Origin of the sequence: Paracoccus everestensis, from assembly GCF_021491915.1 — a bacterium.
GTDB lineage: Bacteria > Pseudomonadota > Alphaproteobacteria > Rhodobacterales > Rhodobacteraceae > Paracoccus > Paracoccus everestensis.
Genome location: NZ_CP090836.1, coordinates 149691 through 164389, shown reverse-complemented (window position 1 = coordinate 164389; position 14699 = coordinate 149691). Strand labels below are relative to the sequence as shown.

12 protein-coding genes are annotated in these 14699 nt (G+C 67.0%); all 12 read left to right on the top strand.

Translation table 11 applies throughout. From position 1 onward, the window contains the following. Positions 1 to 108 precede the first annotated feature (108 nt). The 12 genes from LZ585_RS00790 to LZ585_RS00735 all read left to right on the top strand — a co-directional run bounded on the left by LZ585_RS00790 (position 109) and on the right by LZ585_RS00735 (position 14490). The gene (locus LZ585_RS00790) at positions 109 to 1341 is read left to right on the top strand and encodes an NRAMP family divalent metal transporter (RefSeq protein ID WP_234854522.1); all 1233 of its coding nucleotides are present in this window, start codon (positions 109 to 111) and stop codon (positions 1339 to 1341) included. Positions 1342 to 1351: 10 nt separating this feature from the next. Further along, on the top strand, positions 1352 to 2119 hold the full coding sequence (locus LZ585_RS00785; protein ID WP_234854521.1) for a LamB/YcsF family protein: 768 nt from the start codon (positions 1352 to 1354) through the stop codon (positions 2117 to 2119). Further along, complete coding sequence (locus LZ585_RS00780) at positions 2119 to 2901, top strand: putative hydro-lyase (RefSeq protein ID WP_234854520.1); 783 nt, start codon at positions 2119 to 2121, stop codon at positions 2899 to 2901. Before LZ585_RS00785 ends, LZ585_RS00780 begins: the two co-directional genes overlap by 1 nt. Before the next feature lie 2 nt (positions 2902 to 2903). Further along, a complete protein-coding gene (locus LZ585_RS00775; RefSeq protein ID WP_234854518.1) occupies positions 2904 to 4445 on the top strand; it encodes a 5-oxoprolinase subunit B/C family protein in 1542 nt (513 codons plus the stop codon). Next, positions 4442 to 6202, top strand: coding sequence for an acetyl/propionyl/methylcrotonyl-CoA carboxylase subunit alpha (locus tag LZ585_RS00770; RefSeq protein ID WP_234854517.1), 1761 nt, complete (start codon positions 4442 to 4444; stop codon positions 6200 to 6202). The genes LZ585_RS00775 and LZ585_RS00770 overlap by 4 nt, the downstream gene beginning before the upstream one ends. A gap of 222 nt (positions 6203 to 6424) precedes the next feature. Then, on the top strand, positions 6425 to 8299 hold the full coding sequence (locus LZ585_RS00765; RefSeq protein ID WP_234854515.1) for a TRAP transporter large permease: 1875 nt from the start codon (positions 6425 to 6427) through the stop codon (positions 8297 to 8299). A gap of 34 nt (positions 8300 to 8333) precedes the next feature. Next, positions 8334 to 9350 (top strand): TRAP transporter substrate-binding protein, encoded by a 1017-nt coding sequence (locus tag LZ585_RS00760; RefSeq protein WP_234854513.1) that lies wholly within the window; start codon positions 8334 to 8336, stop codon positions 9348 to 9350. Further along, entirely contained in the window at positions 9350 to 10138 is a 789-nt protein-coding gene (locus LZ585_RS00755) for an IclR family transcriptional regulator (RefSeq protein ID WP_234854512.1), read from the top strand. Before LZ585_RS00760 ends, LZ585_RS00755 begins: the two co-directional genes overlap by 1 nt. Next, positions 10135 to 11304, top strand: coding sequence for an acetyl-CoA acetyltransferase (locus LZ585_RS00750; protein WP_234854511.1), 1170 nt, complete (start codon positions 10135 to 10137; stop codon positions 11302 to 11304). Before LZ585_RS00755 ends, LZ585_RS00750 begins: the two co-directional genes overlap by 4 nt. Next, positions 11301 to 12878 carry an acyl-CoA synthetase gene (locus LZ585_RS00745; RefSeq protein WP_234854510.1) on the top strand — a complete coding sequence of 526 codons (1578 nt, stop codon included), beginning with the start codon at positions 11301 to 11303 and terminating at the stop codon, positions 12876 to 12878. Before LZ585_RS00750 ends, LZ585_RS00745 begins: the two co-directional genes overlap by 4 nt. Next, positions 12875 to 13711, top strand: a complete 837-nt coding sequence (locus LZ585_RS00740; RefSeq protein ID WP_234854508.1) for a PCC domain-containing protein — start codon at positions 12875 to 12877, stop codon at positions 13709 to 13711. Before LZ585_RS00745 ends, LZ585_RS00740 begins: the two co-directional genes overlap by 4 nt. Continuing rightward, positions 13708 to 14490 carry an SDR family NAD(P)-dependent oxidoreductase gene (locus LZ585_RS00735; RefSeq protein ID WP_234854506.1) on the top strand — a complete coding sequence of 261 codons (783 nt, stop codon included), beginning with the start codon at positions 13708 to 13710 and terminating at the stop codon, positions 14488 to 14490. Before LZ585_RS00740 ends, LZ585_RS00735 begins: the two co-directional genes overlap by 4 nt. Positions 14491 to 14699 lie beyond the last annotated feature (209 nt).

Here is a 14699-nt window from a genome sequence, read left to right as displayed (position 1 = left end):
TTCAACAATCACCTGCAAAATGTCAATTAATCGTTGACAGCTTGTCACACTGCATTCACCTTTTCTTCATTCCGACACCGACCATTGCTTGCAGCAGGAGCATGACTGATGAGTGCAACAGCCGTTCCCTCGGCCGCCAATGCCACCCTGCGGGGCGGGTTGCTGGCGGCGATCTTCCTGATGGCGACATCGGCCATCGGGCCGGGCTTCATCACGCAGACCGCGACCTTCACCGCCAAGCTGGGGGCGGCCTTCGCCTTTGCGATCCTGGCCTCGATCCTGATCGACTTCGTGGTGCAGCTGAACATCTGGCGCATCACCGCCCTGACCCGCAGGAATGCGTCGGAAACCGCCAATGCCGCCATCCCCGGTTCGGGCTATCTGCTGGCGGTGCTGGTAATGGTCGGCGGCCTGGCCTTCAACGTGGGCAACATCGCGGGCGCGGGCCTGGGGATGAACGCCATGTTCGGCCTGGACCCCAAGATCGGCGGCGCGATTTCCGCCCTGCTGGCCATCGGCGTGTTCCTGTCGAAACGCGCCGGCCTGCTGCTGGACCGGTCGCTGATCGGGCTAGGGATCCTGATGATCGTAATGACGCTGATCGTGGCCGTCACCTCGAACCCGCCGGTGGGCGATGCGCTGCGCCAGACGATCTTTCCCGATGTGATCGACTTTCCGACCATCACCACCATCGTCGGCGGAACCGTGGGCGGATACATCACCTATTCCGGCGCGCACCGTTTGCTGGACAAGGGCTTGGTGGGCGAGGAAAACCTGGCCGCCGTCACAAAGGCCTCGCTGACCGGGATCGCCGTCACCGGCGTCATGCGCTTCGTGCTGTTTTTGGCGATCCTGGGCGTCGTCGCCTCGGGCGTGACGCTGGATCTGTCCAGCCAGGCGGCGAACCCCGCCGGTCAGGCCTTTGCCGCGTCGCTTGGCAACTGGGGGATGCGGATCTTCGGCGTGGTCCTGTGGGCTGCGGCGATCACGTCGGTCATCGGGGCGGCCTATACCTCGGTCAGCTTCCTTGTGGCCTTCATGGAGATGACCGACCGCAGCCGCAACATCGCCACAGTGATCTTCATCGCCGTGTCGCTGGCGGTGTTCATCACCATCGGCACCGCACCCGCAGCCCTGCTGGTCTTCGTAGGCGGCTTCAACGGCTTGATCCTGCCCATCGGTCTGACGATCTTCACCTATGTAGGCTTTGCGCGGTCGGATCTGATGGGCGGGCACCACTATAACCGTCCGCTGCTGATCCTCAGCGCCATTGTCTGCGCCTTGACCTGGTACATGGGCTACAGATCCATCGGCCCGATCTTCGCCTTCCTGAGCCTTTGAGGGGGAACCCATGCGCACCATCGACCTGAACAGCGACCTGGGCGAGGGCTATGGCGCCTGGACCATGGGCGACGACACCGCGATGCTGGGCATCGTCAGTTCCGCCAATGTCGCCTGCGGCTTTCATGCAGGCGATCCGCTGACCATCCGCGCGACCGTCGATGCCGCGGCTGCGCGCGGCGTGGCGGTTGGGGCGCATGTGTCCTATCCTGACCGGGTGGGATTTGGACGCCGCCCGATGGACGTGACCCCGGCGGAACTGACCGCCGACGTGATCTATCAGATCGGCGCGTTGCAGGGCATTGCGCGGGCGGCGGGAACGCGGGTCACCTATGTAAAGCCGCATGGCGCGCTGTATAACACCATCGCCAACGACGCCCGGCAGGCCGATGCGGTCATTGCCGCCATCAAGGAGATCGACCCCTCGCTGGTGCTGATGGCGCTTGCCGGGGCGCCGATCCTGGCCCGCGCCGCCGATGCAGGTCTTGCCACCGTGGCCGAGGCTTTCGGCGACCGCGCCTATACGCCGGACGGCCAGCTTGTGTCGCGCCGGGAAAAGGGCGCGGTGCTGCATGACGCCGATGCCGTGGCCGCCCGGATGCTGCGGCTGGCCACCGAAGGCGTGATCGAGGCCATTGACGGATCCACCCTGCGGCTGGAGGCTCACAGCATCTGCGTGCATGGCGACAGCGCCGGCGCGGTGGACATGGCGCGGCGAATCCGCGAGGAACTGGTCGCGGGCGGCGTCACCATCGCCCCCTTCGCGGGGGCTGCCTGATGCGTCCCGACGTGGAAACCGCCCGCGCCGCCCGGCTGGCCTGCCGCGAAACGGTCGCGCCGACGGCGGGCATGGCGCCGGGCTTTACCCAGTGCAACATGATCTCTCTGCCCCGCGACTGGGCCTGGGATTTCCTGCTGTTCGCGCAGCGCAACCCCAAGCCTTGCCCGGTCCTGGACGTGACCGACCCCGGCAGCCACCACACCGCGCTTGCCCCTGGCGCGGATCTGCGCACCGACATTCCGCTGTATCGCGTCTGGCGCAACGGCGTGCTGACGGATGAGGTCGCGGATGCGACCCAGACCTGGGCCGAGCATCCCGACCTCGTGACCTTCCTGATCGGCTGTTCCTTCACCTTCGAGACGCCCTTGCAGGCAGCAGGGATCGAGGTGCGCCATATCGCGCAGGGCTGCAACGTGCCGATGTATCTGACGAACCGCCCATGCCGCGACGCAGGCCGGTTGCACGGGCAGATGGTCGTGTCGATGCGCCCCATCCCTGCGGACCGGGTGGCGGATGCGACCATGATCACCGGCCGCTTCCCGGCGGTCCACGGCGCGCCAGTGCATATCGGCGCCCCCGAGGCGCTTGGTATCGCCGATCTGTCGCGGCCCGATTTCGGCGATCCGGTGGAAATCCGCTACGGCGAGGTTCCGGTCTTCTGGGCCTGCGGGGTGACGCCGCAGGCGGCGGTGATGGCCTCCAAACCGCCTTTCGCGATCACCCATGCGCCGGGGCATATGTTCGTCACCGACATCCCCGACAGCCAGCGGCAGGTGTGACGATGCGCTTTCTTCCCGTCGGGCCACGCACGCTGCTGGTCGAACTGGCCGATCTGGACGAAACGCTGGCGCTGTTCGACGCGTTGAGGGCCGATCCGGTGGATGGCGTGGCCGAGATCATCCCCGCCGCGCGCACGCTGATGGTCCGCGTGGCACCCGGATATGCCGCCGACGGCGCCCTTGCCGGGCAGATCATGGCGCGCCAGCCTGCACCCGGCACGATCCGCCAGGAAGGCCCGGTCGAAACGGTCGAGATCCCCATGACCTATGACGGCCAGGATCTGGCCGAGGTGGCGGCGCACATGGACCTGACCGTGGCCGAGGTGATCGCCGCCCATCAGTCCGCAACTTGGGCCGTGGCCTTTTGCGGCTTCGCGCCGGGCTTTGCCTATATGACGGGCGACGACCCGCGCTTCGACCTGCCCCGCCGCCCCGCGCCGCGCACGCGGATCCCGGCGGGATCGGTGGCGCTTGCGGCGCGGTTCTGCGGCATCTATCCGCAGGACACGCCGGGCGGCTGGCAACTGATCGGCACGACGCGGGTGCCAATGTGGGATCTGTCCCGCGACCCGCCCGCCCTGCTGCGTCCCGGCGTGCGGGCGCGGTTTGTGAAGGGCGTGGCCCAGGTCCACCCCTCGGTCGCGGTCCCAAAGCCCCAAGGGCAATTCGCGCTGACCGTTGTGCAAACGGCCTTTCCCATCGTCTTCCAGGACGAAGGACGTCCGGGACAGGGTGGGCAAGGGGTATCAGCCTCGGGCGCGTTGGACATGGGCGCGCTGCGCCGGGCCAATCGCGCGGTCGGAAACCCCTCGGGCGCGCCAGTCCTGGAAATCACCCTTGGCCCGGTGCGGCTGCGGGCGGAACAGCCGGTGACGCTGGCGCTGACCGGCGCCGCGCAGGCGGTGGTGGCGGGGCATCCCATGCCCACGACCTTTGCCCTGGACACCGGGGACGAGGTTCTGATCCCGCCCCCCGCCTTTGGGATGCGCAGCTATCTGGCGCTGCGGGGCGGATTTGACGTGGCCCCGGTGCTGGGATCGGCTGCGACCGATACGCTGGCCTTCGTCGGCCCCGAGGCGCTGACCAATGGCGCGCGCCTTTACGCCGCGAACAACCCCGCCACGGCCATCGCCGCGCCCGAGGATCAGCCCCCGCTGCCCAAGCCGGGTGACATCGTGGAACTGCCCGTGACGCTTGGCCCGCGCGCGGACTGGTTCACGCCCGAGATGATCCAGCATTTCCTGTCGCAGGATTGGCTGGTCACGCCGCAATCGTCCCGCGTGGGCATCCGGCTGGAAGGCACCCCGGTGACCCGCAGCGACGCGCGCGAACTGCCATCCGAGGGCACGGAAACCGGCGCCATCCAGATCCCCCATTCCGGCCAGCCGGTGCTGTTCCTGGCCGACCATCCGCTGACCGGCGGCTATCCTGTGATCGCGACCCTGCTGCCGTGGGCGCTTGACCTGGCGGGGCAAATTCCGCCGGGCGCACGCATCCACTTTACCGCCGCCGCCCCCTTTCACGACATGAAGGTCCAGCCATGACCCTTTTCGCCACCGGCCCGACCCTGCCCCTGGACCGCCTGCTGATCGCCAACCGGGGGGAAATCGCCGTCCGCATCATTCGCGCCTGCCGCGACGAAGGCATCCAGACCGTCGCCGTCTATGCCGATGCCGACCGAGATGCGCCCTTCGTGGCGATGGCCGACCAAGCCTTTGCGCTTGGCGGGAACAGCCCGGCGGAAACCTATCTGGACGGCCAAAAGATCATCGCCATTGCGCAGCGTGCCGGTGCCCATGCGATCCACCCCGGCTATGGGTTCCTGTCGGAAAACGCGGGCTTTGCCCAGGCCGTGCAGGATGCGGGCCTGATCTGGATCGGTCCCGACCCCGCCGTCATCACCGCCCTTGGCGACAAGATCGAGGCCCGCCGCATCGCCGAAGCCGTGGGCGCCCCCTTGGTCGCGGGCACCCCCGGCCCGGTGGAAACGCCCGCCGACGCCCTGGCCTTTGCGCGCCAGCACGGGTTGCCCATCGCCATCAAGGCAGCCTTCGGCGGCGGCGGGCGCGGCATGAAGGTCGCCTGGCGGCTGGAGGAAGTGGAGGAGCTGTTCCAATCCGCCACGCGCGAGGCGCTGACCGCCTTCGGTCGCGGCGAATGCTTCATCGAGCAGTTCCTGGACCGCCCCCGCCATGTCGAGGCGCAGGTGCTGGCCGACAAACACTGCACCGTCAAGGTGATCGGCACGCGGGACTGTTCCCTGCAGCGCCGCAACCAGAAGCTGGTCGAGGAAGCGCCCGCGCCCTTCCTGACCGACGAACAGCGCCAGCGCATCCATGACAGCGCGCGGGCGATCTGCGCCCATGCGGGATACAGCGGCGCGGGAACGGTGGAATACCTGCTGTCGGCCAACGGCACGATTTCCTTCCTCGAGGTGAACACGCGCCTTCAGGTCGAACATCCCGTGACCGAGGAAACCACCGGCATCGACCTGGTGCGCGGCATGATCGCGGTCGCGCGCGGGGCGCGGCTGGCAGACGACGGCGTGCCCGCCCCGCGCGGTCATTCCATCGAGTTCCGCATCAATGCCGAGGATGTGGGCCGCGGTTTCCTGCCCACGCCCGGCCCCGTGGACCGCTTCGACCCGCCCGCCGGTCCCGGCATCCGCCTGGACAGCGGCGTGGTCGCGGGATCGGTGATCCCCGGCAGCTTTGATTCGATGATGGCCAAGCTGATCGTGACCGGCGCCACCCGCGCCGAAGCCATCGCCCGCGCCCGCCGCGCCTTAGCCGAGTTCCGCATCGAAGGTGTGGCAAGCGTCCTGCCCTTCCACCGCGCAGTGGTCGAGGCCGAAGAATTCCTGGCCGAGGGTGACGCGTTCGGCGTCCATACCCGCTGGATTGAAACCGACTTCGCCGACCGCTTGGCCCAGGTCGCGGCCCCTCATGCCCGCGTGGCCCCGGCGGGTGGCGCACCCCTGCTGCGCCTTGCCATCGAAATCGACGGCAAGCGCCACGAACTGGGCCTGCCTGCCGGGATCATGGCGGCAACCTCCCCCGGCCCCGCGCCCGATGCCCCGCCAGAAACGGACGATGCCACCGTGACCGCCCCCGTTCCCGGCACCCTGACCGCCTGGCAGGTCGATGACGGCGCAACCGTCGAACCCGGTCAAGTCATTGCCGTGATTGAGGCGATGAAGATGGAAACCCGCGTCGAGGCACATCGGACGGGCCGCATCAGCCAGATCGCCGCCTCGGGCGATGTGCTGGCCTTTGGCGCCCCTTTGGCCCGGATCGACTGAACCACGGCCCTGCGGCGATGTCTGTGTTTGAAGAAAGACCGTTCCGTAATATGGAATTACTGGAAAGTCGGCTGCGTAAGATAGCTTGTCTCCAAGGTATTTTTCTGTTGCCAGTCATGCAAAGATCACTTTATCCCTGATCCCAAAAGGGCGAAAGCGCATCCACATCGTGGACGTGCAACGGCGGAGGGGCCGTTTCGCCAGGGGACCGGGGGACGACGGATGCACCATACCGAGGCGCAGGACGCCGAACTTGCGCTTGGCGGGATCGAGGCGCTGTCCGAGCCCAAGCGCGCGGAACGCTGGATGCGCCCGGTGGAAATCGCCGCCGCGGGCTTGCTGGTGGCGATGATCGTCACGGTTCTGGCCAATGTCTTTTTCCGCTATGTCCTAGCGAAACCCCTGATCTGGGGGGACGAGGTCGCCTCCATCAGCTTCATCTGGATGGCGATGCTGGGCGCGGCCCTGGCGGTGGACCGGCACGAACATATGCGGCTGACGGTGTTCCTGCCGCTGCTGCCCGACCGGCTGGCCCGCACCCTGGAAATCGCCGGCAGCGTGCTGGTCTGCGTGCTGCTGGTCCGGCTGTTTCCCGTGGCTGTCGAATATGCCTATGAGGAATCCTTCGTCACCTCGCCCGCCTTGCAACTGCCGATGTCCTGGCGCGCATCGGCCCTGCCTGCGGGCATCGGGCTGATGGCGCTGTTGATGGTGCTGTCGGTCGTGCGCACCCGCGAATGGGCGGTGATCCTTGGCACGCTGGCCGTGGCAGGGCTGCTGGTTGCGGCACTGTGGTTCGCCAAGCCAAGCATCCTCGCCTTTGGCAACTGGAACCTGCCGCTGTTCCTGGGCCTGTTCGCGGGCGGGCTGCTGGCCGTAGGCGTGCCCATCGCCTTCTGCTTTGCGCTTGCCACGCTGGGATACCTGACCTTTGCCACCAATGCCCCGATCTTCGTGATGATGGGCCGCATCGACGAGGGGATGTCGTCGCTGATCCTGCTGTCGGTGCCGGTCTTCGTGCTGCTGGGCTGCATCCTGGACGCGACCGGCATGGGCCGGGCCATCGTGGGCTTTCTGGCCTCGCTCTTCGGCCATGTGAAGGCCGGGATGAGCTATGTCCTGCTGGGGTCGATGTTCCTGGTGTCCGGGATTTCCGGGTCGAAAGTGTCGGACATGGCGACCGTGGCGCCCGCGCTGTTTCCCGAAATGCGCCGCCGGGGCCATTCCGCCCCCGAAATGACCGCCTTGCTGGCGACGGGGGCGGCGATGGCCGATACCGTGCCGCCGTCCATCGTGCTGATCGTGATGGGATCGGTCGCGGGCGTGTCCATCGCCGGGCTGTTCACCAGCGGCTTTGCCATCGCCATGGTGCTGCTGGTGGTCCTGGCCGTGCTGGCCCGCTGGAAGGCGCGGGGCGAGCGGATGGAGGGGGTGCGCCGCGCGCCGCTGAACGTGATCGGCAAGACCGCCCTGATCGCGGCCCCCGCTCTGGTCCTGCCCTTCATGATCCGCAGCCTGGTCGGCGGCGGCGTTGCCACCGCGACCGAAGTGTCCACCATCGCCACGCTTTACGCCTTCATCATCGGCGCGATCCTTTATGGCGGCATTCCCCTGAAGCGGGTGGGCGGGATGCTGGTGGAAACCGCGGCCATGTCGGGCGCGATCCTGCTGATCCTGGGGGCAGCGTCGTCCATGGCCTGGGCGCTGACGCAATCGGGCTTTGCACGCGATCTGATGACGCTTGTGACCGGCCTGCCGGGCGGCTGGGTGGTCTTCATGCTGGCATCCATCGCGATCTTCCTGATCCTGGGCTGCGTGCTGGAAGGCCTGCCCGCCATCGTGTTGCTGGCGCCGATCATGTTTCCCATCGCCCGGGGCCTGGGGATCCACGACATCCACTATGCCATGGTGATCGTCACCGCGATGAACATCGGGCTGATGGCGCCGCCTATCGGCATCGGCTTCTATATCGCCTGCAAGATCGCCAATGTGCCCGCCGAACAGGTCATGGCGAAGATCTGGCCCTATCTGGCCGCGCTGATGGTGGGCCTGCTGGCCATCGCCGCCGTGCCCTGGTTCTCGACCGCATTGCTGTAAACCGTTGCTTGATACCTCAGGGAGGAGGAATTTCATGAGCATTACCCGCCGCACGATCCTGCTGGGCGCCGCCGCAGGCGCGCTTGCCACGCCGTTCATCCGGGTCCGCCCGGCCATGGCCGCCGAATTCAGCTATAAGCTGGCCAACAACCAGCCGCTGGACCATCCCAGCAACATCCGCCTGGCCGAGGCGCAGAAGGCCATTCTGGAAGCCACTGGCGGCCGGTTCGACCTGCAGATCTTCCCGTCGAACCAGTTGGGCGCGGATACAGACGTGCTGGGCCAGTTGCGCTCGGGCGGGGTGGACTTCTTCCAGCTGTCGCCGATCATCCTGTCCACGCTGGTCCCCAACGCATCCATCAACGGCGTGGGCTTTGCCTTCCCCGATTACGACACCGTCTGGAAGGCCATGGACGGCGAGCTGGGCGCCTATGAGCGCGGCCAAATCGAAGGCGCGGGCCTGGTGGTGATGGAGAAGATCTGGGACAACGGCTTCCGCCAGATCACCTCGTCCACGAAACCCATCGCGACGCCGGCCGACCTGGAAGGCTTCAAAATCCGCGTGCCGGTCAGCCCGCTGTGGACATCGCTGTTCACGGCCTTCGGGTCCGCCCCCGCGTCGATCAACTTTGCCGAGGTTTATACAGCCCTGCAGACCGGCATCGTGGACGGTCAGGAAAACCCGCTGGCGATCATGAAGGTCGCGAAATTGTGGGAGGTGCAGAAGTACTGTTCCATGACCAACCATATGTGGGACGGCTTCTGGATGCTGGGCAACCGCCGGTCCTGGGGCGCCCTGCCCGAGGACGTGCAGCAGGCCGTGGCCGACAACTTCAACGCCGCCGCCATGAAGCAGCGCGAGGACATCGCCCAGATGAACGCCACCCTTCGCGGCGAACTGGAAGCGAATGGCTTTGTCTTCAACGACGCCGATCCCAAGGCGTTCGAGGACAAGCTGCGCGAGGCGGGGTTCTATGCCGAATGGAAGAAGACCTATGGCGACGAAGCCTGGGCCATCCTGGAAGCCGCCATTGAACGGACGCTTGCCTGATGCGTGACGGCGCGGCCCCCCCGGATACCGGCGGCACGCAGGCGGTGGCGCGTGCGCTGTCGCTGTTGTCGCTGGTCGGGCGGGGCGGCGCGCAAGGCTTGGGGCTGGCGCAGATCGCGGCAGCCTCGGGTCTTGCACGGCCCACGGCGCGGCGGCTGCTGCTGGCGCTTGGCGCGGCGCGGATGGTCGAACAGGACCGGGACACGCGCCGCTATCACCTGGGGCCGGAAACCTATCTGCTGGCGGGCTTTGCCACGGAACGCCACGGCATCCTGCATCACGCCCGCGACAGCATGGTCAGGCTGGCGCGGGACACCGGCGACACGGTCCTGCTGACCGTGCCGCAGGACGACCATACCCTGTGCCTGGAACGGATCGAAGGCGATTTCCCGGTCCGCACCCATGCCCTGATGCGCGGCGACCGCAAGCCTGCGGGCGTCGGCGCGGGGGCGCTTGCGATGCTGGCCGCCCTGCCCGAGGCCGAGGCGGCGGCGCTGCTGGACCGCGTGGCGCCGCTGGTGGGCGAGTGGATGTCCGGCCTGCAAGAGGATCTGGCCCATGCCCGCGCCCAGGGCCATGCCCTGAACCCTGGCCGCATCGTGGCGGGTTCCTGGGGCCTGGGGGTTGCGATACCCTGGCCCGACGGGCGGCCTGCGGGGGCACTCTCCATTGCCGCCATCGAAAACCGCATGACCCCGGCGCGGCAGGCCGATCTTGCCGCCGCGTTGCACCGCGAGGCGGCGGTGATTGCCGCCAGCCTTGCCGAACTTGAAAGGAACACCGCATGACCGATCCCCTGATCGTCGGCTGGGCGCATACCAAATTCGGCAAGGCCGAGGCGCCCGACACCATGGCCCTGATGGCCGAGGTGGCCCTTCCCGCCCTGGAACATGCCGGCATTTCCCCCGATGCCGTCGATGGCATCTTCACCGGCGTTTACAACAACGGCTTCCAGCGCCAGGACTTCCAGGGCGCGCTTGTCGCCATGGGCAGCCCGGAACTGGCGGGCGTACCCTTCATGCGCACGGAAAACGCCTGCGCCACCGGATCGGCCGCGCTTTATGCCGCTGCCGATTTCATCGCCTCGGGGCGCGGCAAGGTGGCCCTTGTGATCGGGGCCGAGAAGATGACTGCCATTCCCATCGCCGATGTGGGCGGCGTGCTGTTGTCGGCCAGCTTCGTGGCCGAGGAGGGCGACACCCCCGGCGGCTTCGCGGGCGTCTTCGGGCGGATCACCGACAGCTATTTCCAGCGAAACGGCGACCGGTCCGAGGAACTGGCCATGATCGCCGCCAAGAACCACGACAACGGTACGCGCAATCCTTACGCGCATATGCAGAAGGCGTTTGAAGTCGCTTTCTGCAACACGCCGTCCGACAAGAACCCGCTGGTCGCCGGGCCGCTGCGGCGCACCGATTGCTCGCTGGTCTCGGACGGGGCGGCGGCCATCGTTCTGGCCGCGCCTGAAGTGGCCGAGACCCTGACCCGCGCCATCCGCTTCCGCGCCCGCGCGCAGGTGGGCGATATGCTGGCCCTGTCGCGCCGCGACCCGACCGAGTTCGCGGGCGCGCATCGCGCCTGGTGCAAGGCGCTGGATCAGGCGGGACTGGCGATCACAGATCTGTCGTTGGTCGAAACGCACGACTGCTTCACCACCGCCGAGATGATCGAGTACGAGGCCATGGGCCTTGCCCCGCGCGGCCAGGGCTGGCGGGTGATCCGCGAAGGCACGACCCGCATGGACGGCACGCTGCCCGTGAACCCTTCGGGCGGGCTGAAATCGCGCGGCCATCCCATCGGCGCGACCGGCGTGTCGCAGCACGTGATGGCCGCGATGCAGCTGACCGGAGACGCGGGCGCGATGCAGGTGCCGGGCGCCGAACTGGCGGGCGTCTTCAACATGGGCGGCACCGCCGTCGCCAATTACTGCTCGATCCTGGAACGAGAGAAATGACCGATCCCGCTGGCGGGCTGGCGCCTGTCTCCACCCGCGTGATGAACCTTGCCACCTTCCTGGCCCAGGCCGCCCGGCGCGATCCCGAAGGCGTGGCCCTGGTGATGGGCGATGCCCGCTGGACCTGGGCGGAATGGAATGCCCGCACCGATGCCCTGGCCCACGCGCTGCAAACGCGGTTCGGGTTGCAGAAGGGCGACCGGGTGATGTGCCAGTCGCAGAACTGCATGGAAATGATGCAGGCGATGTTCGCCGTCTGGCGCGCGGGCGGGGTGTGGGTGCCCGCCAACTTCCGTCAGACGCCGGATGAGGTGGCCTATCTGACGCAGGCATCCGGCGCGACGCTCATGTTCTGCAACGCGGGCTTCCCCGGCCACGCGGCGGCCTGCGGCGTGACGACCCTGGCCTTCGGGCAGGCGGATTTCGGGCCGGACGTGACAGCGATCACCGCCGAACACATGGGCCAACGCCCGCAGGTGGCCCCGGTGGACCGTGACGATCCCTGCTGGTTCTTCTTCACGTCCGGCACCACAGGGCGACCCAAGGCGTCCGTCCTGACCCACGGCCAGATGGCCTTCGTGGTCACGAACCACCTGGCCGACCTGATGCCGGGGCTGACGGCCGAGGACGCCTCGCTGGTGGTGGCGCCCCTGTCGCATGGCGCGGGGGTGCATCAACTGACCCAGGTGGCGCGGGGGGTGAAGACGATCCTGCTGCCCAGCGAACGCTTCGACGTGGCGCAGGTCTGGGATCTGGTGCGGGAATGGCGCGTTTCCACCATGTTCACCGTGCCGACGATCCTGAAGCTGCTGGTGGAACATCCCTCGACCGCGCAGGCCGACACCTCCTCGCTGCGCTATGTCATTTATGCAGGCGCGCCGATGTACCGGGTTGACCAGCAGAGGGCGCTGCGGACGCTCGGCCCGGTGCTGGTCCAGTATTTCGGCCTGGGCGAGGTCACGGGCAACATCACCGTCCTGCCCGCCCATCTGCACCAGGCCGAGGACGGCCCCACGGCCCGCATCGGCACCTGCGGCCATGCCCGCACCGGGATCGAGATCCAGATCCAGGACGATAGGGGCCATGAGGTCGCGCCGGGCGAGACGGGCGAGATCTGCTGCATCGGGCCCGCCGTCTTCGCGGGCTATTACGACAACCCCGATGCCAATGCGAAATCCTTTCGCGACGGCTGGTTCCGCACGGGCGATCTGGGCCACATGGATGAAGGGGGCTTCGTCTATATCACCGGGCGGCAGTCCGACATGTTCATCTCGGGCGGGTCCAACGTTTATCCGCGAGAGATCGAGGAAAAGATCCTCACCCATCCCGCCATCTCCGAGGTCGCGGTGCTGGGCGTCCCCGACCCCCTTTGGGGGGAAATCGGCTGGGCGGTCTGCGTGGCGAACACTCCCGTGGCCGAGGAGGATCTGGCCGCCTTCCTAAACGGCAAGCTGTCGCGCTACAAGATGCCCAAGCGGTTCCTGTTCTGGGACGCGCTGCCGAAATCGGCCTATGGCAAGATCACCAAGAAGATGATCCGCGAGGAACTGGAAGCCCGCGGCATGATCGCATGAGCGATACCAAGGTTTCTGGGCGGATGATCCATCCCGGTCCCCGCGCGGCGGAACGCGCGGTGGCAGTGCCTGCGTCTTTGCAGCGCATTTCGGGCGTGCTGCCGGCGGGACGGACGGTGATGACGGCGGTGGCGCGGCTGTTCGCGGATGCGGGCTGCAAGGGCGGCGTGGTCTGGCTGGACGGCGCAACCTGCGATCCGATCCGCTTCGTGCTGCCCGCGCCTTCGACCGACGGGATCCATGCGGCCTGGTATTCGGACATCCACGCCCCTGACGGCCCCGTGACCATCGAAAGGGCCACGGCCACGGTCGGCTGGAAGGACGGCGCCCCCTTCCTGCATTGTCACGGCACCTGGGGCGGGACGATGGGCCATCTTCTGCCCTTGGATTCGGTGCTGGCGGCAGATGCGCGGGTCAGCGGCATCGGCGCCCCGGATGCCTGGTTCGAGGCGCTGCCGGACGCGGAAACCGCCTTTACCCTGTTCACGCCGCAGGGCACCGGCACCGGCACCGGCCTGCTGGCCCGGATCGGGCCTGGCGAGGACGTGGTCACGGCCATTGAAACCTTGTGCGCCCGCCATGGCATCGCAGACGCCCGCCTGCATGGCGTGGGCAGCATTGACCATATCCGTTTCACCGATGGCAGCCGAATGGACTGCCATGCCACCGAACTGCGGCTGGACGGGGCTATGCTTGCCCAGGGCCGCGCTCATGTCCCGATCGAGGTCGTGGACATCGCAGGCACCATCATGCGCGGCACGCTGGAAAGGGGCCTGAACCCCGTCGGCGTGACGCTGGAACTGATCGTCGATATCGAAGGAACGGAAGAATGACGCAGGACGCCAAAGTCGCCATCGTGACCGGAGGCTGCCGGGGCATCGGCCTGGCCGCGACCGAGATTTTCCTGGAACAGGGCTGGCGCGTCGCCGTTGTTGACCGCGATGCCGAGGAACTGCACCGCACCTGCGACCCCATGGACAACGTCCTGCCGGTCGAAGCCGACATTTCCGACCCGCAAAGCGTCGATGGCGTGATCCGCACGGTTGTCGGCCAATGGGGCCGCGTCGATGCCCTGGTCAACAACGCGGGCGTCGCGCTGTTTTCCCGCGCGAACCAGACCACCTTCGAACAATGGCGCGAGGTCATGGCCACGAACCTGGACGGGGTGTTCCTTTGCACCCAGGCGGCGATCCCGGAACTGACGAAAACCCGGGGGGCCATTGTCAACATCGCCTCGATTTCGGGGCTGCGCGCCTCCACGCTGCGGGTGGCCTATGGCACGTCGAAGGCCGCGGTGATCCACCTGACCAAGCAATTCGCGGCCGAACTGGGCGAACAGGGCATCCGCGTCAACTGCGTGGCCCCCGGCCCGGTCAGGACCAAGCTGGCCATGGCGGTCCACGCGCCCGAAATCATCAGCGCCTATTACGACGCCATTCCGTTGAACCGCTATGGCGAGGCGCGGGAAATCGCCGAGGCCATCGTCTTCCTGTGTTCCGACAAGGCCAGCTTTGTCAGCGGCCAGACCCTGGCCGTGGATGGCGGGTTCGACGCGACGGGCGTTGGCCTGCCTGCCCTGCGACGCGAGGATGGGACAACGCGCGCGGTATGAACCTGCCGCATATCGGAAGCGCCTGAAATTATTCAAAAAGTAATATAGAATATATCGTCTTCACGGGCGATATATTCTGATCATTTATTCGTAGATTTAAATAAAGTTTAATGTTATTAATTTAACCCGGGATAGTCTTTCCGGGTTGAAACAAAACACCTCCTGAATATCCCGTCAAACCGCAGCACTGCCGCGGCCCTTATGTTCGG

Bases quoted from the DNA above. Each gene is read 5' to 3' on its own strand.
- LZ585_RS00790 (WP_234854522.1), top strand. From the start codon at position 109: ATGAGTGCAACAGCCGTTCCCTCGGCCGCCAATGCCACCCTGCGGGGC.
- LZ585_RS00785 (WP_234854521.1), top strand. From the start codon at position 1,352: ATGCGCACCATCGACCTGAACAGCGACCTGGGCGAGGGCTATGGCGCC.
- LZ585_RS00780 (WP_234854520.1), top strand. From the start codon at position 2,119: ATGCGTCCCGACGTGGAAACCGCCCGCGCCGCCCGGCTGGCCTGCCGC.
- LZ585_RS00775 (WP_234854518.1), top strand. From the start codon at position 2,904: ATGCGCTTTCTTCCCGTCGGGCCACGCACGCTGCTGGTCGAACTGGCC.
- LZ585_RS00770 (WP_234854517.1), top strand. From the start codon at position 4,442: ATGACCCTTTTCGCCACCGGCCCGACCCTGCCCCTGGACCGCCTGCTG.
- LZ585_RS00765 (WP_234854515.1), top strand. From the start codon at position 6,425: ATGCACCATACCGAGGCGCAGGACGCCGAACTTGCGCTTGGCGGGATC.
- LZ585_RS00760 (WP_234854513.1), top strand. From the start codon at position 8,334: ATGAGCATTACCCGCCGCACGATCCTGCTGGGCGCCGCCGCAGGCGCG.
- LZ585_RS00755 (WP_234854512.1), top strand. From the start codon at position 9,350: ATGCGTGACGGCGCGGCCCCCCCGGATACCGGCGGCACGCAGGCGGTG.
- LZ585_RS00750 (WP_234854511.1), top strand. From the start codon at position 10,135: ATGACCGATCCCCTGATCGTCGGCTGGGCGCATACCAAATTCGGCAAG.
- LZ585_RS00745 (WP_234854510.1), top strand. From the start codon at position 11,301: ATGACCGATCCCGCTGGCGGGCTGGCGCCTGTCTCCACCCGCGTGATG.
- LZ585_RS00740 (WP_234854508.1), top strand. From the start codon at position 12,875: ATGAGCGATACCAAGGTTTCTGGGCGGATGATCCATCCCGGTCCCCGC.
- LZ585_RS00735 (WP_234854506.1), top strand. From the start codon at position 13,708: ATGACGCAGGACGCCAAAGTCGCCATCGTGACCGGAGGCTGCCGGGGC.